The sequence below is a fragment of the Streptomyces sp. NPDC088246 genome (genome assembly GCF_044741025.1).
Classification (GTDB): domain Bacteria; phylum Actinomycetota; class Actinomycetes; order Streptomycetales; family Streptomycetaceae; genus Streptomyces.
Window position 1 is genome coordinate 1 of sequence record NZ_JBIURV010000084.1, and the last position, 21016, is coordinate 21016.

24 protein-coding genes and 4 pseudogenes are annotated in these 21016 nt (G+C 68.4%); 16 read left to right on the forward strand and 12 right to left on the reverse strand.

Translation table 11 applies throughout. The features are described from left to right. Positions 1–84: 84 nt before the first annotated feature. Positions 85–510, reverse strand: a complete 426-nt coding sequence (locus ACIPEK_RS43620; protein ID WP_402008098.1) for a hypothetical protein — start codon at positions 508–510, stop codon at positions 85–87. A 48-nt stretch (positions 511–558) separates the two neighbouring features. On the opposite strand from ACIPEK_RS43620, the gene ACIPEK_RS43625 reads away from it, so the two are divergent. From ACIPEK_RS43625 to ACIPEK_RS43640, 4 genes are all read left to right on the forward strand, one after another. Then, the gene (locus ACIPEK_RS43625) at positions 559–891 is read left to right on the forward strand and encodes a hypothetical protein (protein WP_402008100.1); all 333 of its coding nucleotides are present in this window, start codon (positions 559–561) and stop codon (positions 889–891) included. Further along, complete coding sequence (locus tag ACIPEK_RS43630; RefSeq protein WP_402008101.1) at positions 888–1442, forward strand: DUF6262 family protein; 555 nt, start codon at positions 888–890, stop codon at positions 1440–1442. Before ACIPEK_RS43625 ends, ACIPEK_RS43630 begins: the two co-directional genes overlap by 4 nt. Before the next feature lie 269 nt (positions 1443–1711). Then, on the forward strand, positions 1712–2377 hold the full coding sequence (locus ACIPEK_RS43635) for a nitroreductase (protein WP_402008103.1): 666 nt from the start codon (positions 1712–1714) through the stop codon (positions 2375–2377). A gap of 262 nt (positions 2378–2639) precedes the next feature. Next, entirely contained in the window at positions 2640–3227 is a 588-nt protein-coding gene (locus ACIPEK_RS43640) for a hypothetical protein (RefSeq protein WP_402008105.1), read from the forward strand. Positions 3228–3372: 145 nt separating this feature from the next. Here the strand turns inward: ACIPEK_RS43640 and ACIPEK_RS43645 are convergent, their stop codons facing one another. Next, positions 3373–3609, reverse strand: coding sequence for a DUF664 domain-containing protein (locus ACIPEK_RS43645; RefSeq protein ID WP_402008135.1), 237 nt, complete (start codon positions 3607–3609; stop codon positions 3373–3375). A 106-nt stretch (positions 3610–3715) separates the two neighbouring features. On the opposite strand from ACIPEK_RS43645, the pseudogene ACIPEK_RS43650 reads away from it, so the two are divergent. The 4 genes and pseudogenes from ACIPEK_RS43650 to ACIPEK_RS43665 form a co-directional block, all read left to right on the forward strand. Continuing rightward, a pseudogene (locus ACIPEK_RS43650) lies at positions 3716–4848 on the forward strand (IS1380 family transposase); the annotation flags it as partial. 412 nt (positions 4849–5260) lie between these two features. Then, positions 5261–6007: a GNAT family N-acetyltransferase gene (locus ACIPEK_RS43655; RefSeq protein WP_402008107.1), complete on the forward strand. Its 747-nt coding sequence runs from the start codon at positions 5261–5263 to the stop codon at positions 6005–6007. A 593-nt stretch (positions 6008–6600) separates the two neighbouring features. Then, on the forward strand, positions 6601–6966 hold the full coding sequence (locus ACIPEK_RS43660) for a DUF6193 family natural product biosynthesis protein (protein WP_402008137.1): 366 nt from the start codon (positions 6601–6603) through the stop codon (positions 6964–6966). A 110-nt stretch (positions 6967–7076) separates the two neighbouring features. Continuing rightward, positions 7077–7214 (forward strand): annotated as a pseudogene (locus ACIPEK_RS43665) (IS5/IS1182 family transposase); the annotation flags it as partial. Positions 7215–7356: 142 nt separating this feature from the next. Here the strand turns inward: ACIPEK_RS43665 and ACIPEK_RS43670 are convergent. Then, positions 7357–8310, reverse strand: a complete 954-nt coding sequence (locus ACIPEK_RS43670; RefSeq protein WP_402008109.1) for an HAAS signaling domain-containing protein — start codon at positions 8308–8310, stop codon at positions 7357–7359. After that, positions 8307–8645, reverse strand: a complete 339-nt coding sequence (locus tag ACIPEK_RS43675) for a PadR family transcriptional regulator (RefSeq protein ID WP_383077546.1) — start codon at positions 8643–8645, stop codon at positions 8307–8309. Before ACIPEK_RS43675 ends, ACIPEK_RS43670 begins: the two co-directional genes overlap by 4 nt. A 496-nt stretch (positions 8646–9141) precedes the next feature. Here ACIPEK_RS43675 and ACIPEK_RS43680 point away from each other — a divergent pair, with 496 nt between their 5' ends. Further along, positions 9142–9336, forward strand: a complete 195-nt coding sequence (locus tag ACIPEK_RS43680) for a hypothetical protein (protein ID WP_402008111.1) — start codon at positions 9142–9144, stop codon at positions 9334–9336. A 409-nt stretch (positions 9337–9745) separates the two neighbouring features. On the opposite strand, the gene ACIPEK_RS43685 is transcribed toward ACIPEK_RS43680, so the two are convergent. Together ACIPEK_RS43685 and ACIPEK_RS43690 are read right to left on the reverse strand one after the other, a co-directional pair. Continuing rightward, entirely contained in the window at positions 9746–10423 is a 678-nt protein-coding gene (locus ACIPEK_RS43685) for a response regulator (RefSeq protein ID WP_402008113.1), read from the reverse strand. Next, a complete protein-coding gene (locus tag ACIPEK_RS43690; RefSeq protein WP_402008115.1) occupies positions 10414–11565 on the reverse strand; it encodes a histidine kinase in 1152 nt (383 codons plus the stop codon). Before ACIPEK_RS43690 ends, ACIPEK_RS43685 begins: the two co-directional genes overlap by 10 nt. A gap of 158 nt (positions 11566–11723) precedes the next feature. On the opposite strand from ACIPEK_RS43690, the gene ACIPEK_RS43695 reads away from it, so the two are divergent. Both ACIPEK_RS43695 and ACIPEK_RS43700 read left to right on the forward strand, forming a co-directional pair. After that, positions 11724–12977 (forward strand): serine hydrolase domain-containing protein, encoded by a 1254-nt coding sequence (locus ACIPEK_RS43695; protein WP_402008117.1) that lies wholly within the window; start codon positions 11724–11726, stop codon positions 12975–12977. A gap of 32 nt (positions 12978–13009) precedes the next feature. Continuing rightward, a complete protein-coding gene (locus ACIPEK_RS43700) occupies positions 13010–13219 on the forward strand; it encodes a hypothetical protein (protein WP_402008119.1) in 210 nt (69 codons plus the stop codon). 211 nt (positions 13220–13430) lie between these two features. On the opposite strand, the gene ACIPEK_RS43705 is transcribed toward ACIPEK_RS43700, so the two are convergent. Next, positions 13431–13574, reverse strand: coding sequence for a hypothetical protein (locus ACIPEK_RS43705; protein WP_402008141.1), 144 nt, complete (start codon positions 13572–13574; stop codon positions 13431–13433). After that, positions 13538–13780: pseudogene (locus ACIPEK_RS43710) on the reverse strand (Tn3 family transposase); the annotation flags it as partial. The pseudogene ACIPEK_RS43710 and the gene ACIPEK_RS43705, both read right to left, overlap by 37 nt. A 300-nt stretch (positions 13781–14080) precedes the next feature. On the opposite strand from ACIPEK_RS43710, the gene ACIPEK_RS43715 reads away from it, so the two are divergent. Then, the gene (locus tag ACIPEK_RS43715; RefSeq protein WP_402008121.1) at positions 14081–14878 is read left to right on the forward strand and encodes a maleylpyruvate isomerase family mycothiol-dependent enzyme; all 798 of its coding nucleotides are present in this window, start codon (positions 14081–14083) and stop codon (positions 14876–14878) included. A gap of 51 nt (positions 14879–14929) precedes the next feature. Here the strand turns inward: ACIPEK_RS43715 and ACIPEK_RS43720 are convergent, their stop codons facing one another. The 3 genes from ACIPEK_RS43720 to ACIPEK_RS43730 form a co-directional block, all read right to left on the reverse strand. Continuing rightward, the gene (locus ACIPEK_RS43720; protein ID WP_402008123.1) at positions 14930–15514 is read right to left on the reverse strand and encodes a hypothetical protein; all 585 of its coding nucleotides are present in this window, start codon (positions 15512–15514) and stop codon (positions 14930–14932) included. Beyond that, entirely contained in the window at positions 15505–15762 is a 258-nt protein-coding gene (locus tag ACIPEK_RS43725; protein WP_402008125.1) for a hypothetical protein, read from the reverse strand. The genes ACIPEK_RS43720 and ACIPEK_RS43725 overlap by 10 nt, the downstream gene beginning before the upstream one ends. A 346-nt stretch (positions 15763–16108) precedes the next feature. After that, positions 16109–16471 (reverse strand): hypothetical protein, encoded by a 363-nt coding sequence (locus tag ACIPEK_RS43730; protein WP_402008127.1) that lies wholly within the window; start codon positions 16469–16471, stop codon positions 16109–16111. A gap of 790 nt (positions 16472–17261) precedes the next feature. Here ACIPEK_RS43730 and ACIPEK_RS43735 point away from each other — a divergent pair. Next, the gene (locus ACIPEK_RS43735) at positions 17262–17678 is read left to right on the forward strand and encodes a hypothetical protein (protein ID WP_402008129.1); all 417 of its coding nucleotides are present in this window, start codon (positions 17262–17264) and stop codon (positions 17676–17678) included. 11 nt (positions 17679–17689) lie between these two features. Here ACIPEK_RS43735 and ACIPEK_RS43740 read toward each other — a convergent pair. After that, a pseudogene (locus tag ACIPEK_RS43740) lies at positions 17690–18055 on the reverse strand (ATP-dependent DNA ligase); the annotation flags it as partial. Positions 18056–18793: 738 nt separating this feature from the next. Between ACIPEK_RS43740 and ACIPEK_RS43745 the strand changes: the two are divergent. The 3 genes from ACIPEK_RS43745 to ACIPEK_RS43755 all read left to right on the forward strand — a co-directional run bounded on the left by ACIPEK_RS43745 (position 18794) and on the right by ACIPEK_RS43755 (position 20881). Then, positions 18794–19708 carry a serine protease gene (locus ACIPEK_RS43745; RefSeq protein ID WP_402008131.1) on the forward strand — a complete coding sequence of 305 codons (915 nt, stop codon included), beginning with the start codon at positions 18794–18796 and terminating at the stop codon, positions 19706–19708. A 660-nt stretch (positions 19709–20368) separates the two neighbouring features. Beyond that, positions 20369–20581, forward strand: a complete 213-nt coding sequence (locus ACIPEK_RS43750) for a hypothetical protein (RefSeq protein ID WP_402008133.1) — start codon at positions 20369–20371, stop codon at positions 20579–20581. A 39-nt stretch (positions 20582–20620) separates the two neighbouring features. Further along, the gene (locus tag ACIPEK_RS43755) at positions 20621–20881 is read left to right on the forward strand and encodes an ATP-binding protein (RefSeq protein WP_402008139.1); all 261 of its coding nucleotides are present in this window, start codon (positions 20621–20623) and stop codon (positions 20879–20881) included. Positions 20882–21016: the final 135 nt, after the last annotated feature.

Genomic DNA, 21016 nt, shown 5'->3' on the forward strand with positions numbered 1-21016 from the left:
CAGACAGCTCGATGGACTCGGCCTCGGTCATGTTGTTGCTGGTCATCGGTGCATCTTCCGTGATCAGGAGTTACACCGAACGTTTTACAGTCCCGGATTTGACGCGGTGATCTCGGCTGTGGCGAGGCGGGCTTCCTCGCGCACGTCCTGGTCGGGGTGGTTGAGGAAAGCCTCGATCATCGGTAGCGCCTTGGGGGCGTGTGTGGCACCGAGGATGTAGATCGTGTGGCCAAGAACCTCGGTCTCCATCGTCGGCATGGCAGCGGCCAGCGGCTTGACGAGGTCAAGGGGCAGGCGGTGGTGGTTGAACGCCTCACTGACCGCGTTCAGAGCGGACTCCCGAACCCGGGTGACGGGTTCGTTGACGGTCAGACTGACCGGACGCCCGACGACGAGGCGGGCCGTATCGGCGTCGAGTGCGGTGCCGCGTAGGAGATCCCCGAGCGAGGCGGCGGCGACGTCCCGCCGGTCCGGATCGCGGTCAGTCAGAGCTTCGAGTGCAGCGGACATGTCCTTCGGCTGCACCGAGCCATCCAACGTCAAGGCCGGCGGCCAGGCATGCCCGATCCGTTTCCAGTGCTCCGGCTGCGGATTTTACCGCCCCGCCCCGACCCGTCCTACCTCCCGACCGTCGAGGACCACATCAACAGCCTGCGAGCCGACCGCGAGACCGCACTGGCCATGGACGCGGCCGGCTTCGTCGTCGACAACCTCACCGCTCAGATCGTCTCCTACAAGGAGGTCACCGAGAAGATGCGCCGACGGATGGCGAACATGCCGGACGAAGAACGCGCTGAACTGGAAGAAGCGGCCGCGGTCCTGCGACGTCTGCGGGCAGGCGAAAGCCGCAAGCTGCTGCCCCTCACCGTGATTCAGCAGGAGAAGAAGTGAGCCCCACAGCACGCACCCCGACCGAGGTTCTCGCGGCTTCCCGCAGAGCCGACAGCCTCCACAAACGGCAGCGAGTCCTGGACGTCGTCCAGAGAATGCTCGCCGCCGGCGAGCCCATCACCTTCACCACAGTCGCCCGCACCGCCAAGGTCTCAACCTGGCTCGTCTATGCCGAAGGCGTACGCGAGCACGTTGAAGCGGCCATCCGCCAGCAGGAACACGAACCTGTCGTCGCACGATCAGACGGTCGCCAGACCAGCCCGGCGAGCCTGAAGTCCGACCTGCTCATGGCTCGCGAGGAGATCACCGCCCTCCGCCATGAACGTGACCGCCTTCGCGAAGCCGTCCGCCAGCAACTCGGTCGGCAACTCGACCAGGTCGGCAACCAGCAGCTGACCGCGCGCATCTCCGAACTCACCAATGCCAACAGGCGACTTGAACAGGAGATGGCCCTGCTTCAGCCGTTGAAGGAGCGAGTCGACGAACTGGAGAAGGACCTGGCGGCTGCCCGCAGCAGTCTGCGCAAAATGATCCGCGCGGAGAATGCTTGACCCACACATCCGCCTCTGCGACGGGGCCTGAGCAGCAGCTTTCTATGCTGGTCAGGCCCGCCACCCGGTCAGGTGCCGTGGACCAGGTGGCTTTGTCGCTGGAGAGCTGACAGCGCATGCAGGTGAGTTTTGACAGCACTTCGTGATCGGTCGGCGGAGGAATGTCGGCCTGTTTTGGCAGCACCAAAGCTCCACCCGCTCTGCTCGCCTGATGCGATGATCACTCTCGTGTATTCGCTGCCCGCCATGGAGTGAGAGGACGAAGAGACGTGGATGTGTATGAAGCCGTGGACAGTCGCAGGGCCGTGCGGGCGTTCAGCGATGAGCCGGTACCCAGAGAGGTACTCGAACGAGTACTGGCGGCAGCGACGCGGGCTCCGTCGAGTGGGAACCTCCAGCCATGGCATGTGTATGTCGTGACCGGCGAGCCCTTGGCCGAGCTGAAGAGACGTGCGACGGGCAGGGCACGGGCGGGAGACCCGGGTGATGAGCGGGAGTATCCGATGTACCCGGCCGAACTGGCCTCGCCGTATCTGGACCGTTTTTCCACCGCGGCCGCCCAGCGGTACAAAGCGCTGGGAATCGAGCGCGACGACCTCGACAGGCCCACGAAGATCGCCGCCTTGAACTCGGAGGCGTTCGGGGCGCCGGTCGTACTGTTCTGCTACCTCGACCGGACGATGGGGCCCGGACAGTGGGGGGACGCGGGGATGTACTTGCAGACGGTCATGCTGTTGCTGAGGGCGGAAGGGTTGCACAGCTGTCCCCAGGTGATGTGGACGATGTATCGCAGAACCGTCAGCCAGATGGTCGGAGCCGCTGACGGGCTCGTGCTGTTCTGCGGTGTCGCGGTGGGATTCGAGGAGGAAGGCGTGCCACGGCTGCGTACCGGGCGGGCGGACATGACAGAAACAGTGAGCTTCATCGGAGCGTGACCCGCTGACCGGTGATCCTCAGACGAGACTCACTCTCTCTCCACAGCGGCAACATCTTGGGATCACAGCGCAACGTGACTTACGTGCCTACTGCCGATACGGCGCCTTGACCTGCCAGAATCCTTTACAACTCTAGATAACGATCGGCTGGACGGCGTTCGACGCGAGCCAGCACGACATCGCCCAGCGCCACTTCATCCAGGCGCTCAGGCTCGCCCGGGCCGGCGGCGACGCCGAACTCGGCTCGTGCATCCTCAGCACCATGGCGATGCAGTCGATGATGCGTGGCTTCACGTCCGAGGCGATCGACATGGCCCAGGGCGCCTTCCAGCGCGGGCGCGGCCTGAATCCGCGAGTGGCGGGGTTCGCCAAGCTGATCGAGGCAAGGGCACACGCCCGTGCGTCCGACGGGCGGGCGACGAGCGCGTGCATCGCCGAGGCCGAACGCCTCCAGGAACGGGCGGAAGGCACGGGGAGCCCCGCGTGGATCGGGTTCTTCACCCAACAGAAGATCATCACCGACGCGGCGGAGGCCTTCCGTGACCTGGGGAATCACCGGGCCACCTTCGCCTGGAACGCGGCGGGCCCCATGCCCTCCGACGCGTTCATCCGCTCCCGTAGCGTCCGGCTCTCCGTGCTGGCCTCCACGCACGCCCAGAACGGCGACCTGGACCAGAGCCTGCGCCTGGGCCGCGAGTCACTGGCCCTGTTCACCCGGCTGGGCAGCCTGCGCGGAATGGAGTACCTGCGCGTCTACGGCCGCTCCTTGGAGCCCTGGCGCAGGGACGCGCAGGTGGTGGCCTTCAGCACGGACGTCCGCAGGGCCGCCCGGTCGTTGGCGGCCGCCTGACCTCTGTCTGCCGGCTGTACGGGCGTTCCAACGGACAGCAGCGCCGGCCACCTCTTCGTGTCCTGCTCGATCGCGGCAGATATCTGTTCAGGCCCCTCGTGAGCCGTATCCGGCCTCGGCGGCGCAGCCGCCGGGGGTGCGTTCGTCAGGTCAGGACCACCCATCGCCGGTCGTCAATGTGTTCTCGCACCGCGTCAAGGTGGCTGGCATGGCAAGCGGTCTCGGTGATGACGTGCAGCAGGACGTCCCGAAGCTGTGTGCAGGTGGGGCTCGCCGAAGAGGTCGTGGGGCCACCAGCCCAAGGGAGCGTCCGCAGCAGTGGCGTTGATGACGGTGTCAGCGAGACGCATTTCCATGCGGTGTCGGTCGAGGTTCGCGGCAGCGGGAACGTCCGGCTTCACCTGCCATGCGTCGTCGATGTCGTCCAGTGACTTGATGACGGCTTCGTCGCCGACCAGTACCGCACGGAACCAGAACCGCTCGACGTCGAGACGGAGGTCTTCGGCCCGGTCGCCTCCACTCCGACCGCCTGGCGCCTGCCGGCGGGCATCGACCCGGCCGCACTCGCCCGCCTGCGCTCGGCGGGAGCTGCTGCCCGGGAGGTCGCCTGGCTGCAGGCCGTCGAGACCCAGGGCGGCATACCTGCGGCCCACGCCGGAGGGCGCGACCTGCCGGGCCTGGTCCTGGACATCGACGCCACCCTCGTCACCTGCCATTTCGAAAAGGAACAGACGGCGGCCACCTACAAACGCGGCTTCGGCTACCACTCGCTGCTGTGCTTTCTGGACAACACCGGCGAAGCCCTGGCCGGCCTGCTGCGGCCAGGCAACGCCGACGCCAATACCGCCGCCGACCACATCGCCGTCCTGGATGCGACCCTGTCCCAGATCCCCGACACCGACCGCCATGGCACCGACATCCTCATCCGCGCGGACAGCACCGGAGGCGCGAAAGCCTTCCTCGCCCACGTCCGAGCACTGCGAGCGGGGCATCCGCACCTCCTTCTCCGTCGGATACGCCGTCACCGATCCGATCCGCCGCGCAATCCGGGCCCTGCCCGACCATCTGTGACACCCCGCGCTCGAGCAGGACGGCACCCCGCGGACCGGCGCTGAAGTGGCAGAACCGACCGGCATGGTGGACCTGGCGGACCACCCGGATCACCGTCCGCCGCGAGCGCCCTCACCCCAGCACCCAGTTGTCTTTGTTCGATCTGGACGAGGGCATGCGTCACCAGGCCTTCCTCACCGACACCCGTCACGGCAAAGGCTCCCTGCAGCGTCTGGAGGTCCGCCACCGAGCGCACGCCCGCGTCGAAAACCGCATCCGCTGCGGCAAGACCACCGGCTTCGGGCGCTTCCCCTCACGCCACTTCCAGATCAACGCCGCGTGGCTGGAACTGTCCCTGACTGCCGTTGATCTGCTTGCCTGGGCCCAGGCCCCGTTGCTGGACGGCAAGTTGGCCTCCGCCGAGCCGAAGAAGCTCCGCTACCGGCCGCTGCACGCAGCCGCCCGCATCACCCGCGGAGGCCGCCGCCTCCACCTGCGGATCGCCGCCAACTGGCCCCGGCGGCATGAACTGGCGAACGCTTTCGTCGCAGTTATGAACTGCTCACGATAGAAGACCTCTGTCTCACGGGTGCGCATGCATGCGCACCCGTGATGATCGGAACTGGAATTTTCAGTCCCTTCAGTCTCTTGAGTCCCCTACCCAGACAGATCAGATGCCTCTGAGCTGCGCTTTTGTCGAGGGACCGAGCCAGGGACTCAACGAGACCGATCTCCGCACGGGCAACTCCGAAGCGTGGAGACGGCGGCCGGGGGAAGACACGCCCTGTGCTCACCGCAGTGAATGATGCCGCTGGGGGCGCGGCGAACGAGATGCTCCTTGGCTGCATGTTCGAGAGGGTCGTACTCGACACGGTGGCGTCGGGGCTCGGGGCGTGTGCGGAGCAGTAAAAACAGTTGCGGCACCGGATACGCAATCGCAGAATGCCCACGCCGAGGTACGCGTGATCTATCAAGGACGAAGAGTGACTGAGAACGACGAGCAGCGCCAGACCCTGACCAATGGGGAGGGCGTGCCGGTCCTGACCTATCTGCAGGGTGTTCGGGAGGGGTACCCATGGGCAGACCTGGCCGAAGTGATCGGCCCCGACCCTGTGGAAACCATCGTCTCCGGCATGTCTGGATGGGCGGTCTCGGGATCTGTGGAACTCGGTGAGCAGTTGCTGCGCCGTGGTGCCCGGGTGATGAGGCACGCCCACGAGATGCGGAGAGACTTGATTGCGTATCCGCCACCGGCCGACTGGTCATCGCGTGCCCTGGGCAACGGACTTCGGGCAGTTCCTTGCGATCTCGATGCCGATGCGGTGTTCCCGGCTTGGCGAGCCGCCTTTCCTGCCGACCATCCCGACCACCACTGCGGCAGCGACGAAGAAGCGCTGAACGAACTCCTGGCACCGATGTTGGCAGGCTCCGTTCTCGGGCCGGTCCTTCCGTGCAGCGCCCTGGTGGTGGACGAGACGGACCGTGTGGTTGCTGGGGCGATCCTCACCGACCGTGACGGCCTGCCGTGGGTCGGGGAGGTGTTCCGCCGGCCCGGAGCGCGCTACGCGGGCCTTGGCGCCGATCTGCTGCGCCGGGTGCTCAGCGTGGCTGCGTCCGACGGGCTGGTCGAGGTCTCGCTCGTCGTGAGCGATGCGAATCCGGCCCGCCATGTTTACGAGAAGCTCGGTTTTGAGCTGACTGGCACATCACTGACTGTCGTAGTGCCGTAGGTCTCGAGACCCCAGCACGTGCGCAGCACGGCCGGACGTTAGCACTGGGGGAACCGTGTTGTTCTGGTTTTCCAGAACAAACGGCGGCTGCACGGCCGCTGCTCCGGCGGGCGCGTACAACGTTCCCCTGGAGGGGAAACTGGCAGGTCGTCGAGGTGCAGCATGGCGCTGCATGCGGAGACCGTGGGTAGATCTCACGCGGCATGTCATGCGCCTGCTGGTATGAAGCGGCGCCGCCCTGGATGCGGGAGCGCTGCCCACTGCACCCGTAGTTGCTGCACCGGCGGACCGGCCTGCAGCACGAGCAGCAGCCGTGTGCCGCCCGGGTCGTGCAAATGCTGCGCCACATCACGAGAACGACCATCAGGACCAAGCTCCTTGCAGCCGCCGCTGCCCTGTGCCACCTGGTCTTGACCGATTGCCATGAGAGTTTGACCATCACCAAGTTCCTGTCCGCAGGAGTGGACCTGTTGCGTCCGGCTGCCGGTCGAGCGACGGGAACAGCGCGGGCTGGGGGGGTGCCGTGCGAGGTGCGTGGGCGTCATGCTCGCCAGATGGCTCAGGAGACGACCGTTGAGAAGACCTGGCGACTGATGTCGGAGGGTGCCCCTACTGCCCGGCTGGGGAGCCCCGAGGTGATCAGAGCCGCCTGCGCCGAACCGCGCTTGCGAGCGCTGTTCCCGTTCCTGAGCCACGGGTGCCTCACCTTCCACAGGAACACGGAGTTTCCTTGGAGCAACGACCTACCGTTCATCGCGGGCTACGCGCCGTGCAGCGTGTACGCCCCGCGATACGCGGAACTTCTTGGTGAGGCGCTTACGCCGCAAGCGGCCGCTGGTGGTCGCTCACCTTCCCCTGGATTGCGGGCCGGCCGTCGACGGGCCGTGGCCCCAGCCGGGCGGCCGCATCGACTGAGTCGCCTCTCGGCTGCCCCGGACAGGAACAACGTTCACCGCTAAGAGCGACCGGCAGCAGGCAAAGTCGCCGCTCCGAATCGCCCTGGATGCAATGCAGGCACGAGCCCGATTGATCATGGAGTTCTCTACGCTCAGTGATCAACGGAGGGCTCGTGCCTGTCCTGCCATCATGCCTGCTCGAACCCCTGGACCAGTTCGCGGCGCTGCTGCCCGAGCACGTGGACCACCACCCGCTGGGCTGCCACAATCCGCGCATCCCCGACCGGATTGTCTTCGAGCACGTCATCGCCAACAGCGCGGACAGGCCGCCGTCGCCGATCGGCAACTGCTCAACCCCGGTACCCTGATGCGCAGGAAGAAAGCCGTCCTGGTCGAGATAGAAGAGCGAAGCCGGCCCGAGGACATCGAGGAACTCCAGCAGCTGCCGCGGACTCAGCCCTGTGCCTCGCGGAACCGCTTCACCACCTCGCCCGCGCTCACCGCCAGGACGCCCACCGCCGCCACGGTGTAGAAGAACTGCGGGGCCTGCCAGCCACCGTTGGCGTCGGACAGGAAGGCCGGGTTAAACAGCTCCTGCCGGTGCAGGACCCACGCCAGCGGCAGCGCGAAGGCCGCCTCGGCGCCGACGCTCCAGGCCGCCAGCGAACGCGTCCACACCCGCACCGCCCGGATCGCGTCGAGTGTCACGAGGCCGACGAGCCCGGCCAGGATCGGCCAGATCCACCCCGCCCACAGGCCCGGGTCGAGCACGTCGAGGCGTGTGCCACCGTCGGACTGGTACGGCAGCGCGGTGTGCTGCCAGACGATCAGGGCGATCAGCAGCGCGTGCCACGCCACCCGCACGTAGGCCGCCGCGCCACGCTCCTTCGGCACGCCGCGGTCGGGCAGGTCGTCGGGCGTCCAGGCTCCGCCGACCGCGCCGGGCCGCTTGCCGGACCGCTCGATCAGGGCGAACACCACGGTGAGCCAGGCAATCATCTGGGCGCCGACAGAGAGCGCCGCCCCGACGGCCCCGCCGATCACCTCGCCGACCCCCTGGCCGTCCAGGATGTCGAGCGCCGCGCTCATGGCGGTGACCACCGGCAGCACAGTGGACAGCAGGACCGTGAGGAGCCGTACGTACGTCGGGTAGAGCCCGGGCCCGATCAGTGCCAGCGGCCGGTCCGCGTACCGGGCGGCGAGCCGGATCGGGTCGCCCATCTCGGTGAGCACCTCGCGCTCGGCGGCCTCCGGGTCGGCCGGGCCGCGGGCCTCGACGGTGTCGGCGATTGTGGCGCGCAGCTCGTCGGCCACGTCGCCGCGCTGGTCGGCCGGGATGTGCCGGACGACCTCCACCACGTAACGGTCGGTCAGCGTGCCGGTGCTGGACGCATGCAACTTACTCAACGGTCCCCCTTGGTCAGTCGTGATATCGAGGCGCCGAGGTCCTGCCACTCGCGCAGCAGTCCGGTGCGGACCCGGGCGCCCTCGGGGCTGACCCGGTAGTACTTGCGCGGTCTGGACTCGTCGGTGTTCCACTCGCTGATGAGCAACCCCTGCTTCTCCAGGCGGCGCAGCAGCGGATAGAGGGTGTTGCCGTCGACGGCGATCCCGGCATCGCCGAGCGTTTCCAGGAGCGCGTAGCCGTACTGCGGCTCGTCCAGGAGCGCCAGGCAGGCCAGGACGACCGTGCCGCGGCGTAGCTCCTGGGCCTGGCTGAGGATCAGTTCATCGGTGCCCACACACGACACGATACTGTGCGTCGCACAGTAATGTCACACCACAGTATTGGGAGGTGCTGGAGACCGACCCTGCGACTCCACCACGAACCCACCCCCTGACATCAGGGCATCGGACCCTCGGGTTCCCGCTGAGAACCCTTCAGGGTGGGAATACAAAGAGGCCCCACCCCGGGATGCCGGGAGCGGGAGCCTTCGTGCGGTAGAACCGGTCGGGGTTTTGGTGGAGCGATCGACCTCGCCGTAGCGCCTGCACCGTCGCGAGGGAGCTCGGGCTCCACCTCGATCCGCCGGTGCCTCTGTGTTCGGTTGCGGGGCGTCGTCCCGGCAGCGCCTGTGGCGCCCAGTCAAACCGTATGGTCACAGCGGGTATAGCCCGTCCGGCCCCACCCCGGAGCAGCCGTCCTGCAGCCCTGCTCGGCAATGCGGCAAGGCGCTCGGCCATGCCGGGGCGTGCACGGTCGGCTTCGAACTCACGGCCTTTGGCCATGGTGCGCAGGTGGTCGAAGCACACCACGCGGTCGCTCGTGGCGAGCTGATCGCCGGCACCGGCCTGAGCGCTCCGCACCCGCCGGGTGAGCGTCTGCTGCGCCGTCTGGCCCTCACGGTCGCCGAGACCGGCCTGGAGAGCGCCGGGCGCACCGCGCGCACCGAGCGGGAGGTGCGTCGGCCGAGGCCACGCCCGGGCAGGTGACGGAGGTCTGGCGGAGCCCGGCGCACCCAACGTCCCCATAAGAGCCCGCGTGGCAACGTCGGTTGTTGCCGCAGGCCAAATGTCGCGTGATGGAACTCACTGGGTTCGGTGTGCGGATTACCCTGGAATCTTCTGTTTTGTGGGGGCGGTTCGCGAACAAGTAATTGCTACCTCTCCTCGGCCCCGGCCGCAGACAGCAGCCGGGAATGCATGGGAGGGAAAGCCCCATGGCTCGGAACGACAAACGGCGGCTGGCGCGGACGGCCATGTTCGCTCTGGTCAGAGGTATGGCCACCACGTTGGGCGGCGCGCTTGTCACCGGCCTCGTCCGGTGGGCGCGGCAGAGGTGATCCGCCGGTGGGGCCGTGGTTCGCTTCACGGCCCCACATGGGGCACAGCGCTGTTCAGGTCAATGGGTGCGTGTCGTCGGGTCGAGCGCGGTACCGCCATGGCGGCGGAGGTGGGCCAGCACGGCGCGGACGCGGCGGTGGCCGCTGTCGCCGGCCGACAGGCCGAGTTTGAGGAAGACGTTACCGATGTGTTTGTGGACGGCGTTGTCGGTGATGACGAGCCGTTGGGCGATGGTCGCGTTGTCGTGGCCCTCGGCCATCAGCGCGAGGACTTCGCGCTCGCGTGCGGTCAGGGAATCGACGGGATCGCCGCGTGCGGCGAGGAGCTGGGCGATGACCTCGGGGTCCATGGCGGTGCCGCCGCCGGCCACACGGCGCAGTGCGTCGGTGAATTCTGCTACGCGGCTCACCCGGTCTTTGAGCAAATATCCGATACCGCCCCGGGCGTCGGCGAGGAGGCGGCCCGCATATTCCTGCTCCACGTACTGCGACAGGACCAGGACGGGAAGTCCGGGATGGTCGCGGCGGGCCTGGACTGCGGCCCGGATGCCCTCGTCGCGGAAGGTCGGGGGCAGCCGCACGTCCACGATGGTGACGTCTGGTCGGTGGGTCTCGACGGCGGTGAGGAAGCCGGGGGCGTCGGCCGCGATCGCGACGACCTCGAAGCCCCGGGAGTTGAGCAGGAGCTCGAGCCCGGATGACAGCAGGACGTTGTCCTCGGTGATCACTACGCGCACGGCAGCTCCACTGTGATGATGGTCGGCCCGCCCGGCGGGCTGCTGATCTTCATGGTGCCGTCCAGAGCGGCGGCGCGGCGGCGTATTCCGTCCAGACCGGACCCTCGGGCGGCGTCCGCTCCGCCGGTCCCGTCGTCGGCGATCTCCGCGCAGAGCAGCGCGCCGTTGCGGGTGACGCGAACCGAGGCATTGGTGGCCCGGCTGTGTCGGGCGATGTTCGCCAGTGCCTCGGTGACGGCGAAGTAGGCGACCGCTTCGACTGCTGCGGGGATCTCACCGAGCGAGCCGATGTCGATGCGGGTCGGCACCCCGGCCCTGGTGGCCAGGGTGCCGAGCGCGCCGGAGAGGCCCTGGTCAGCCAGCACCGGGGGATAGATGGTGCGAATGACGGAGCGCAGCTCGGTCATCGTGTCCTCGGTCTCGGCGTGGGCCTGCCGTACCAGAACGGCGGCCGCGTCGGGGTCGTCCGAGAAGCTTTCGCCGGCCACGGCGAGCCGCATCGCGATGGCCACGAGCCGGGCCTGGGTGCCGTCGTGCAGGTCTCGTTCAATCCGGCGGAGTTCCGCACTGTGCGCCTGCAGGACGTCTGTACGTGTCCGGGTGAGTTCGGTGACGCGTTCGACCAGTTGCTCCGCGGGCGAAGGCGCCAGGACCGCGAGGCAGCACCGGGCGTGCGCTCGGGCGAGCAGCGGGAGGGAGATGGCGGCCAGTGCCGCCAGGAACACGAGATTCACCAGGCCGAGCGACAACGCGGCGCCCCAGCCGGTGATCGGAACGCTGACCACGGGCAGCCACGGCGCCGTGGGAAAAGCCCACCACAGCACCGTGATGACGGGAGTGAGAAACAGGCTGCCCAAGCAGAGCAGGGCAAAGGCGCCCGCCGGCAGACCGGTGACCACGTGCGTCACGAGCCACACAAGGTTGTGGCGGGTGGCGCGCGGACGCGGCTCGACCGGCTGTCCCAGCAGCGCCCCGGCGCGCCGGCGATGCCGCTCCGCCCAGGGCTGTGCCAGCGACGGAATGCACAGCAGGGGCGCCGTGGCGAGCGCCACCGTCGCGGCCCCCAAAGTGCCCAGCAGGTAACGCCCGTTGTGCCACATCTTGGTCCACCATGCGCGGGTCGCGCCGAGTACGCCGAGCACTTGTTTCGCTTTCCCTCTCTCGTACCGGAGGATTGTGGGAGGCCCCACGTGATTCACCCTAGGTACCAGGCGACCCTGCGGCACTACAGGCAGCTGTACCTTTCATCCGGCGGTCTGTGGTAGCGACCCGCAACCCGATGCCTACCTAGCGTGGGGGCATGAGATCCACAAGCCCGACCGCCGCGCCGCACCACCCGCGCCTACCCGACCAGCCCGATCGGCAGCACCGCCGCACCGGCAAACGGTGGCTGGCCGCCGCTGCGGCCACCCTCACTGCCGGCGCGGCCGTCGCCATCCCACTGCTGGCCGACGCGCACGAAGCGACCGCGCCCGGATACCGGCAAGACGATCTGCGCCAGGACACCGACGCCATCCAAGCGCTGGGGGTTACCGGCGTCCAGGCACGGGTGACCACCCGCCACGGCCGGGATCTGGTCGCCACCAGCGGCGTCGCCGAGGCGGGCACGGACCGTCCGGTGCCCCGCAACGGCTACTTCCGGATGGCCAGCACCGGCAAGGCGCTTGTGGCCACCGTGGTCCTGCAACTGGTCGACGAGCGCAAGCTGGCGCTCGACGACACGGTGGACCGCTGGCTGCCCGGCTTGGTGGACGGCAACGACGGAAGCCGGATCACCATCCGCCAACTCCTCCAGCACACCAGCGGCATCCACGACGACGATCTCCCCGGCTACACCACCCCGCAGGAGTACTACGAGCGCCGATACGACACCTACACACCCCAACAGATCGTCGCGCTGGCGATGAGGCACCGCCCGGACCCACCCGGCACCGGGTGGAGCTACTCCAACACCGGCTACGCCCTGCTCGACATGATCACCGAGAAGGTCACGGATCGCCCTTGGCACCAGGAGGTCGAGGACCGGGTCCTGAAACCGCTCGGCATGGACCACACCTACCTGCCGGGCAACACGCCCACACTCCGCCGACCACACGCCAACGGCTACCAGGTCTTCCCCTCCGGCGAACGGGTCGACGTCGCCAAGGTGATCCTCCCCGACCCCGGCGGCTACGTCTCCACCACTGCGGATGTCAACCGCTTCTTCCAGGCCCTGCTCGGCGGCGAGCTGCTGCCCCAGGCACGGCTGGCCGAGATGAAGGACACCGTCCCGGTCAACGAGAAAATCCAGGTGTTCTGGCCACACGCACGCTACGGCCTCGGCCTGGTCAACCGGCCCCTGTCCTGCGGCGGCAGCTACTGGAGCCACGAAGGAGGCGATGGCGGCTACATCACCCTCAACGGCGCCACCGACGACGGCAGCCGCACCGTCACCGTCTCCATGTCCACCGCTCTGGGCGACTCGCCCGACAACGCACTCCGACAGGAGCAAGCCGCCAGTAACCTCGTCGACCACGCGCTATGCGACACCCCCGGCAGCGGGCAAAACACGTAACGGTCTTTCCCGGCATCCGGACATGGCCGACGGTGGGCGGTGTCGTCGGCGAGTACAACGAGGCGAAGGTCACCGGCGCGGTCCGCAGCGGCTCCAGCTCCGAGACCCCCTCACCGTCCGGCACCAGCAGCAACCCCGTCAGTGCCCCGCGCATCCCGTCCGGGACGGCTTGGTGCAGCGTGGCGTGCGACCGCTCGTTCTCCTCCTGCCGCACGCTGGAGACGAGCCGGCCGGCGCCGTGATCCCCGGCAGCAGCACCCCGCTGCGGATCAGCCAGGAGCCGCCGTCGGACCCTCGGTGAGGAAGGGGCCGAGCACCCGCACTTGCCCCACTGCAAGTACGTCTGCATGTACCGCGCCACCGGCTGACGCCCCCCGCGACACCTCGGCCTGCCGGCGCGGCGAGCGACCGAGCCCCCGATCGCTGTCTTGATCGGGGGCCTTCGCCGTGTCCCTACTCGTCGTCCGGATCCTCCGGGTCACCGCCGGCAACGGGATCGCACAGGGGCCGCAGTCCGCCCGCGGGCTGGGAGGCGGTGAACGCGTACTTCTCCAGGGCGTTCAGGCGCTTGTGCTTGAGCGGGGAGAGCCGGGCCACGTCCTCCTCGCGAACCTCGTGGCCTCCGCCCCGAGCCCGGCTGCGTCCCGCTCGGCGAGGTCGGCACCCTCCTGCGCGAGGATCAGGGCGGCGTCGGCCGCCGCGAGCGTGTCGGGACGCAGGTAGAACTGCGCGACGTGCGCGAGTCGACTGCGGCTCAGGGCCGGACAGTTCGGGTCGACGACCGGCGTGCGACCGATGTTGCACGCCTCCGTGGCCGTGTCGGTTTCTGAAGGAGTCGTTTCGGCATGACTTCGGGAGTCGTTTTGCGGCGAGCATCAAGATCAATGTCAGTGACTTTTGATGTCAGCAGCTTGTTCTGCCTCGCTCTCCGGTCCCCCGCGTCTGGGCCTGACGTCCGTGAGAGGTGCCCTTGGCTTCTGAGGCTCGCCCGGTCTGAGCAGAACACCGCGTCATCCGAGGGCGCGCGGCCCATACCGCGCGCCCGCCGCGTCGGCTGCGAAAATCGCTATCCGATTGTCCGAACGCGGTGATAGATAGTCAGCGTGACAAGGACACTTGAGTTCGCCGCCCTGCTGCGGCTGATCGACGAACGGTCGACCGCATTCCGCGCCGCGGTCGCCTCCGCGCCCAGCCTCGACGTGCAGGTGCCGACCTGCCCCGAGTGGACGCTGTTCGATCTGGTGCAGCACCTGGGCGAGGGGCGCCGCTCCTGGGCCGCCACCGTCGCCGCAGGGCCTGCCGCCGCCAAGTCCGCATCGGAGGGCGCCCCGGCTGCACCTCGGGAGCGCGAGGCGCTGCTGGCCTGGTTGGCCGCATCGACGCAGCAGCTACTGGACGCACTGCGGGAGGCCGGCCCGGATCGCGGTTGCTGGACGTGGTGGGGTACGTCGGAGTCGCCGCAGACGTCCGGTGCCGTCGCTCGGCACCAGCTCCAGGAGATCGCGGTGCACGCGTACGACGCCCAGATCACCTTGGGTGCCCCGCAGCCGCTGCCGGACGAGGTGGCACTCGACGGTGTCGACGAGTTCCTGTCCACCTGCTGTGCAACGACGAGTGCCTGGCCGCACAAGCCCGCTGCCGTCGACTTCCACGTCACCGAGGGCCGCTCCTGGCGCCTCTCGGTCTCCGCCGACGGCGCACGGATCACCCGTCTCCCCACGCCCGGCACAATGCCCGCCACCGCTGCCGGCGAGGGCCCGGACGCGGCCGCCGCCTCTGCCCGGGGCACGGCCGGTGAGCTGGTTCTCACCCTGTACGGCCGTATTCCGGTGGACTCCCTGAAGGTCGACGGCGACCGAGGTCTCTTCGACCTGCTTCAGGCCTGGGAGCCGGAGGAGTAGGACGCAGGGTTTCGGGTCGAGGCCGACGCCCTGGCCATGCTCACCGGGCCGTCACCAGGGTGCTGCGGGGCCGCCCGCTTGGTCATGACGAGAGCCGGAACGTCCCGTCAAGGGCGCCTTCGGCATCGCCTGCGGCAATGACCTTCGCTCACCCTTGATCGGCCATTCCGACTCTTGGCTGGGCTGGTTATCGGGCGGCGGCCCCTCCCGTGTGACCCAGCACTGCAACAGGGCCTCGTGCCGCATGACCGTGCACAAGCCGCGTGTGTGCGGATCGATGCCGGGCTGGTCCAACGCCTGGTGCAACAAGCGCTGTGCCCGTTGTGGCGCATCAAAGTCACCGGAAACGTACCACCACAGGATCAGCGCGTCGGCCAGACTGCTGAGCCGTTCAGCGTGGTTCGATGCCCGCTGCTCGCCGGAGAAAGCCGTCTCGTGGAACTCGATGATGTCCTCGGCACGGCTGGCGAGGTCTTGATGCCGGAGCCAGAAGGCGCCATGCAGAGTGTCCGCCGCCTGCTCCGGCCGCCTGCCCAAGGCGGCCCGTAGCCGGGCCGGTCCAAGCAGCAGTTCATCGCTCTCGGTCGACGTCTCCATACGCAGCCGGAACAGATCCTGCTGCCACATCACCAGCATCTCCTCCGCCGGCTCCTCGCCGTGAGGACGTACGCCTGGTGTGCGACGGACAGCGACAGGTGGATCGGCAGGTCCGGTGCGTTCTCCTGGGTGAAGGTGCCGTGTACCTTCGCCCGCAGTACGTGGTAGCGCCAGTGGGTCTGCTTATCCGGCCTGTGAAGCAGCGCTTCCTGCCGAAGTGGTTCCTCCACTCGGTCAAGCAGCTCGACGGCTTCGTGCAGCATCGAAGGGTCGGCCTCGTCACCCATGTACCTCTGATACAGCGGGTCTGCTGAGGACAGTACAGCCGCAGCATGCGGGCCCAAGTCACGCTCGACGGAAGATGCCACCTCGGCCATCTGCCGGGCAACGCGTCGGTGGATGTGCGGCTCCAAGCCTCGTACAGCGAAAGGCTGGTTGTCCTGTTCCGTGCCCCAGACATCCAGCCGCCGCAGCTCCCCCGGTCCACAAGTCCTGAGCATTGCTCACCACACGTTCTCGTTCTCGGCGCGGGTGGGCACGGGTGCCGGTGACGCCCATGACGGCCGCGGCGTACACGCGGTGCACGCGACCGGGGGTGGTCGCGGGCCTGTCTCCCCGGAGTTGACGGTTCCGTCAGGACGAGCGGAGCCCGCATCCCGGGGCGCGCCTCAGCGCGATATGGGTAAGCCAGGCCGTCCCGAAGGTGAAGGGAGCGGCGGTGTTGCCGGCAGGGCCGGGAATGGCGGAGCAGATCGCCATGGCGGCGAGCGGGAACCAGATGCGGAGCAGCGTGCGCTGAACAGCTGCCGAGCCCGGCGCGAGCCTGGTCAGGAACGGGACGAGGAGCCCGAACACGGCGAACGGGATGGTGAGGCCCGTGTGCTTCGCCGCCTCGAGCACCGTCCAGACGAGCAGAAAGAGGCCGAGCACGCCCCAGGCGAAACGCGCGGCGCAGGACGCCGGACTCGTCGCGGCACTGGCGGTCTCACGTGTCATGATGTCGGACCAGCTTCGCCCTGCAGTTCCCGCAGTCGGTCAAGGATCAACGTCATGGTGTACACCCTCCGGTGTGTGAGCTGCCGGCGTCCCAGCATCCGGCCGGCCCCCGACCGCGGAGACTGACGCCGCCTCACGGGCCACGTTGGCCGGGTCGGCCAGCCCGCAGCACCGTCAGCTCGCGACAGTTGAATACGCGTCCCCACCAGCATCACACCCGATGCCCGCGACCTGCTCGCCCGCCCGGAGAACACCGTCACCTCGATCGCGAAGCCCCTCGGCGTCTCCCGCAACACCATCTACCAGTACATCCCCAGGCTGAAGGGCGGACGTCCACGATCGCCGAGGCAGAGCCTGGGCTCCCTCTGCCTGGCCCCGCCGAGCCCGCCGAATAACCGGCAACCGGCCACTGACCTGGACAACAGCCGCTCAGCGTTGTTTTTTCGGCGAGAACTACCGGGACCCCGAGAAGGCCGCGCGGGTACTCGACTGTCCTGGACCGTGGCAGGGAGTCGAAAGCCTCGTGACTGAGGACGATGTCGCCACGTGCTGAACGCCAAGACGGTGAACGGCAGTCCGGTGAGCCTCGGCAACTGACCGGGCCAGCGGGAACGGAGCGAGCGTGCGCTCTTCGGCGGAGCGCCTGAAAGCGGTCATGACTCCGCCCGAGGTGTCACCCGCCGCGCCGCCGTGGCCGGCCGCTCCGGCGTAGCTGGAGTTTCCGTTCCCGCAGGACTACCGCGATTTCGTCGATGTGTACGGGGGAGGTGAGATCAACCAGGAACTGGCGGTGCTCATTCCGTTGCGCCGCCCGTACGAGCCCGGGTTCGCCGAAGGGTTCAGCGGACACGCGCAGTTCGCGGCCGAGGACGTCGGCGCGGCATTCACCGCCCTGCACGAGGACGACCCCCAGAACAACCCCTATCCGATCTTGCCGTCGCCCGGCGGGCACCTGCGGAGGGCAGCGCGGCTATGGCTGTCACCCGTCCGGGCGGTCGCGGGGCCGCCGACGAACCGGGCCGCCTACCGCGTCGTCACCGGGGGCATGCCGACAGCCTGCAGCAGCGATCTGTACCGCAGCCGGGAGAAAGCCGTCACCCGCGGCCGGCTGCCCAACCGCACGCAGGCGCGGCTTGCGGTGACGCATGAGATGTACATCGTGAAGTGCGAGATCTGTACTCAGGAGACGGAGCTGCTGACGGGATAGGCCCGGCCCGGTCATGCGATGTCGTCCGGAGTGAGGTCGGAGCGCAGGCGGTGCCAGGAAAGGTGGCGCAGCCGGCCCGCCCGGGGCCGGGTCGCGTAGCGGACTTCGCCGACCAGGCGCGGCAGCACCCACCATGCACCGGCCACCTCCGGTGCCTCGTCGAACGGGCACTCGTCGACTGCGGCAACGTGGAGCAGGGCTGCGAGGGTGGTGCGCTCCCTGTCGCTCCACCCGGTACCGACGCTGCCCGCATACCGCCAAGTGTCCTCGTGCCACTCCCCCACCAGGAGCGCGCCAGGCAGACCGGCGAGCCGGCCGCGGCCGGGCACCCACCCGCTGACGATCACGTCGGCGGTACGGACGTGTCTGATCTTGATCCTTCTCTGCACTTCACTCAACTAGGGGCACCAGGCGTGCTGACGTTGGCTGAGCTGGACAGTGCGAAGGGGCAAGCCGGGCTGGGCGCCGCGGATGCCGATCTTGCGCTGAAGCAGGAACGGCATGGGCCTGCGCGGATGCCTCGGCCCGGGTGGCCCGGTCCCAAGCAACGTCGAGGAACCGCAGCAGCCGATACCAGCGCAACATGTCGTACGCGTAGCTGCGGCCAGTGAGCCCTCATGCCACCGGCCCAGTCCGCGTCAGCAGGTCTGTCCGGAGCGGAACCCCTGCTCCAGCGGCAGTAGTTGCCGGCTGATGTCGTTGGAGGGCACGCACCGGATGCCCTGCGGAACAGCCGATCGAGCACCGGCTTCGAGCCAGACGCCCTCTCGGGCCAGGGCCGCAGCAGAGGCTCGATCAGCTCCCACAACTCGGCGTCCACGATCCACGGCCGATTCCCCACACCCCGCGAACGGTGGAATCGTCGCACCGGTCACATCTCGCCAGCGCGCCTCGACATGACCGTGTGACGAGCTCAAGGCGCCGGGGCGGTCGGCCTTTGTGTGTCCATGGCCAAGGAAGACGGTCCCGGTGCGGTGCCCGTCAAGGGAGCGGAAAGAGCCAGGACGGAGTGGTGGGGTAGCCAGGAACTTGGCTGTACGCCGACAATGCGGTCACCCTTCACCGTCCGGGGGCCACCGGGCTCCCGGGCCGAACCGAGAGGACCGACCACCACCATGCGCAAGCCTCTCCTCGCCACCCTCACCGCCGTGGCGCTCGGTGCCGCCGCCTTGGTAGGCACCACGGGCACGGCAGCCGCAGCACCCGACCGCGCGAGCGGGGCGACCCCCGCTGCCGCGGCGGCCGCCGTGCATCCTGACAGGACGCCCGCCTCGGTGACAGCCGCCTCCTTCGCCGGCACCGTGGCGCTCAGCAACTGCTCAGGCTCCCTGGTCCGCATGCCGAACTCGCAGGCGACGGACCCAGGGCTGGTCATGACGAACGGCCACTGCCTCGAAACTGGCTTCCCGAGCGCGGGTCAGGTCATCACCGACCAGTCCTCCACCCGCAGCTTCACGCTGCTCAACACCTCGGCCGGCGCCGCTGGAACACTCAAGGCGAACAAAGTCGTCTACGCGACGATGACCGACACGGACGTCACGCTCTATCAACTGACCAAGACCTACGCCCAGATACAGCAGTCCACGGGAATCGCGCCGCTGACGCTGTCCGCAGCCCACCCGGTGCAGGGGCACGCGATCGATGTGGTCTCCGGCTACTGGAAGCGGGTCTACTCCTGCTCCGTCGACGGATTCGCGTACCGCCTGAAGGAAAGTCAGTGGACATGGAAGGACGCCGTCCGCTACACCCCGGAGTGCCAGGTCATCGGAGGCACCTCGGGCTCCCCGGTCATCGACACGACGACCGGGCAGGTCACGGCGATCAACAACACCACCAACGAGAGCGGTCAAAGCTGCACCCTCGACAACCCCTGCGAGGTAAACGAGCAGGGGGCCGTCACCATCCGCAAAGGGATCGGATACGCCCAGGAGACCTACGGCATTCCCGCCTGCTTCACGACGGGCAACAAGCTCAACCTGTCAGCCACGGGCTGCACGCTTCCGAAGCCGACAGCGGTATCGGCACGCTGAGTTGACGCTTGAGGGGGCAAGGGAAGTTCGTCCACACCCCGGCACTCCGGGGCCCCTCGCCCCCCGGGCCGCCCGCCCGACACCCTTCGGATGCGACCGGACCTCGTCTGGTGCGGCAAGTCGGGAGCCCCGCCGGCCGTCGTCGACGCCGGGTACAAGCTCGCCAACCGCACGGGTACGCGAGCCGACAACGGCATAGCGCGGAGGGCACCGGCACCGCAAGCCCGCTGTCTGCCGGTGCCCTCCGTGTGCGTGGCTTCGCTCGGGGGGCCGCGCCGTCGGGTCGCTCACATGGGGCCCCGCCGTGGGCCCCATGGGTTAGCCGGCGATGGTGTGGCTGAACCAGTGGGGCCTGCCGATGACGATGTCCGGGTGGAAACAGGTCTTCGCCGACGCCAACGGCCGGTGCCGTACCCAGGGCGTTGGTGTGGAGGCAACACCGCACATGCTGCGGCACTCGTACGCGGAGATGACGCTGGATTTGCTGTGGCGGGGGCATCTGCAGGCACTGGGCGAGATGAACGAGCGGCAGAGGCTGACGTATCAGCGAGTCTTCGGTGATCCGCTGAACGGTGATCCGCTGAACCGGATCCGGATCAGGCTCGGTCACCGGTCGGCGACGACGACGGCGGTCTACCTGCACACGTTGAGGAGCTGGAGATGCGCACGCGGCTGGAACTGGTGCCGGAGGGGGCGTGGGAGCCGGCGGGCTTCAGCGAGGTGGGCTGGCTGGAGCGGCAGTCGCGTGAGCGGGAGCGCGCCACGCGCGGGCCTCGGTCGTATGGCGGCGGTGCCCGACGGCTTCTACGAGCCGCCTCCGGCGGTGGAGTTCCCCGAGGACGGCGGGGCGCCGGTGGTGCGCTCCAGTGGTGAGGACGGCCGCGAGCATGTCCCGAAAGGGCGCACAACGTCCTGTCCCCGACCCAACACGTCAAACCCGACCGGCACGGCGCCGAGCTGCTGTTCCAGATCTTCACCGAACGCGAGGAACGGCACGCCATCGCGATCGCCTCGAACAGGCCGTTCACCGAGTGGGACCAGACTCTCACCGACAAGCGACTCTGCCAGGCCTTCGTCGACCGGCTCACGTTCGAGGCCCACATCATCGAGACCGGCACCCAGTCCTTCCGCCTCGCCAGCACCACCGCTAAACGCAAGGCAGTCGCGACCTGATCCTCCGCCGTCCGGGGGCAAAGGCTCGTACTCCCTAGATGCAATACCGGTGTTTTAGGGCTTCACTCGTGGGGTTGGGGCTGTTTTGGTGGGCTCGACGAGGGTGATGACGGGGGTGTCCGGGCGAGGCGGGTT

Bases quoted from the DNA above. Each gene is read 5' to 3' on its own strand.
- ACIPEK_RS43620 (WP_402008098.1), bottom strand. From the start codon at position 510: ATGTCCGCTGCACTCGAAGCTCTGACTGACCGCGATCCGGACCGGCGG.
- ACIPEK_RS43625 (WP_402008100.1), top strand. From the start codon at position 559: ATGCCCGATCCGTTTCCAGTGCTCCGGCTGCGGATTTTACCGCCCCGC.
- ACIPEK_RS43640 (WP_402008105.1), top strand. From the start codon at position 2,640: ATGGCGATGCAGTCGATGATGCGTGGCTTCACGTCCGAGGCGATCGAC.
- ACIPEK_RS43660 (WP_402008137.1), top strand. From the start codon at position 6,601: ATGTCGGAGGGTGCCCCTACTGCCCGGCTGGGGAGCCCCGAGGTGATC.
- ACIPEK_RS43695 (WP_402008117.1), top strand. From the start codon at position 11,724: ATGAGATCCACAAGCCCGACCGCCGCGCCGCACCACCCGCGCCTACCC.
- ACIPEK_RS43720 (WP_402008123.1), bottom strand. From the start codon at position 15,514: ATGCTGGTGATGTGGCAGCAGGATCTGTTCCGGCTGCGTATGGAGACG.
- ACIPEK_RS43725 (WP_402008125.1), bottom strand. From the start codon at position 15,762: ATGGGTGACGAGGCCGACCCTTCGATGCTGCACGAAGCCGTCGAGCTG.
- ACIPEK_RS43730 (WP_402008127.1), bottom strand. From the start codon at position 16,471: ATGACACGTGAGACCGCCAGTGCCGCGACGAGTCCGGCGTCCTGCGCC.
- ACIPEK_RS43745 (WP_402008131.1), top strand. From the start codon at position 18,794: ATGCGCAAGCCTCTCCTCGCCACCCTCACCGCCGTGGCGCTCGGTGCC.
- ACIPEK_RS43750 (WP_402008133.1), top strand. From the start codon at position 20,369: ATGCGCACGCGGCTGGAACTGGTGCCGGAGGGGGCGTGGGAGCCGGCG.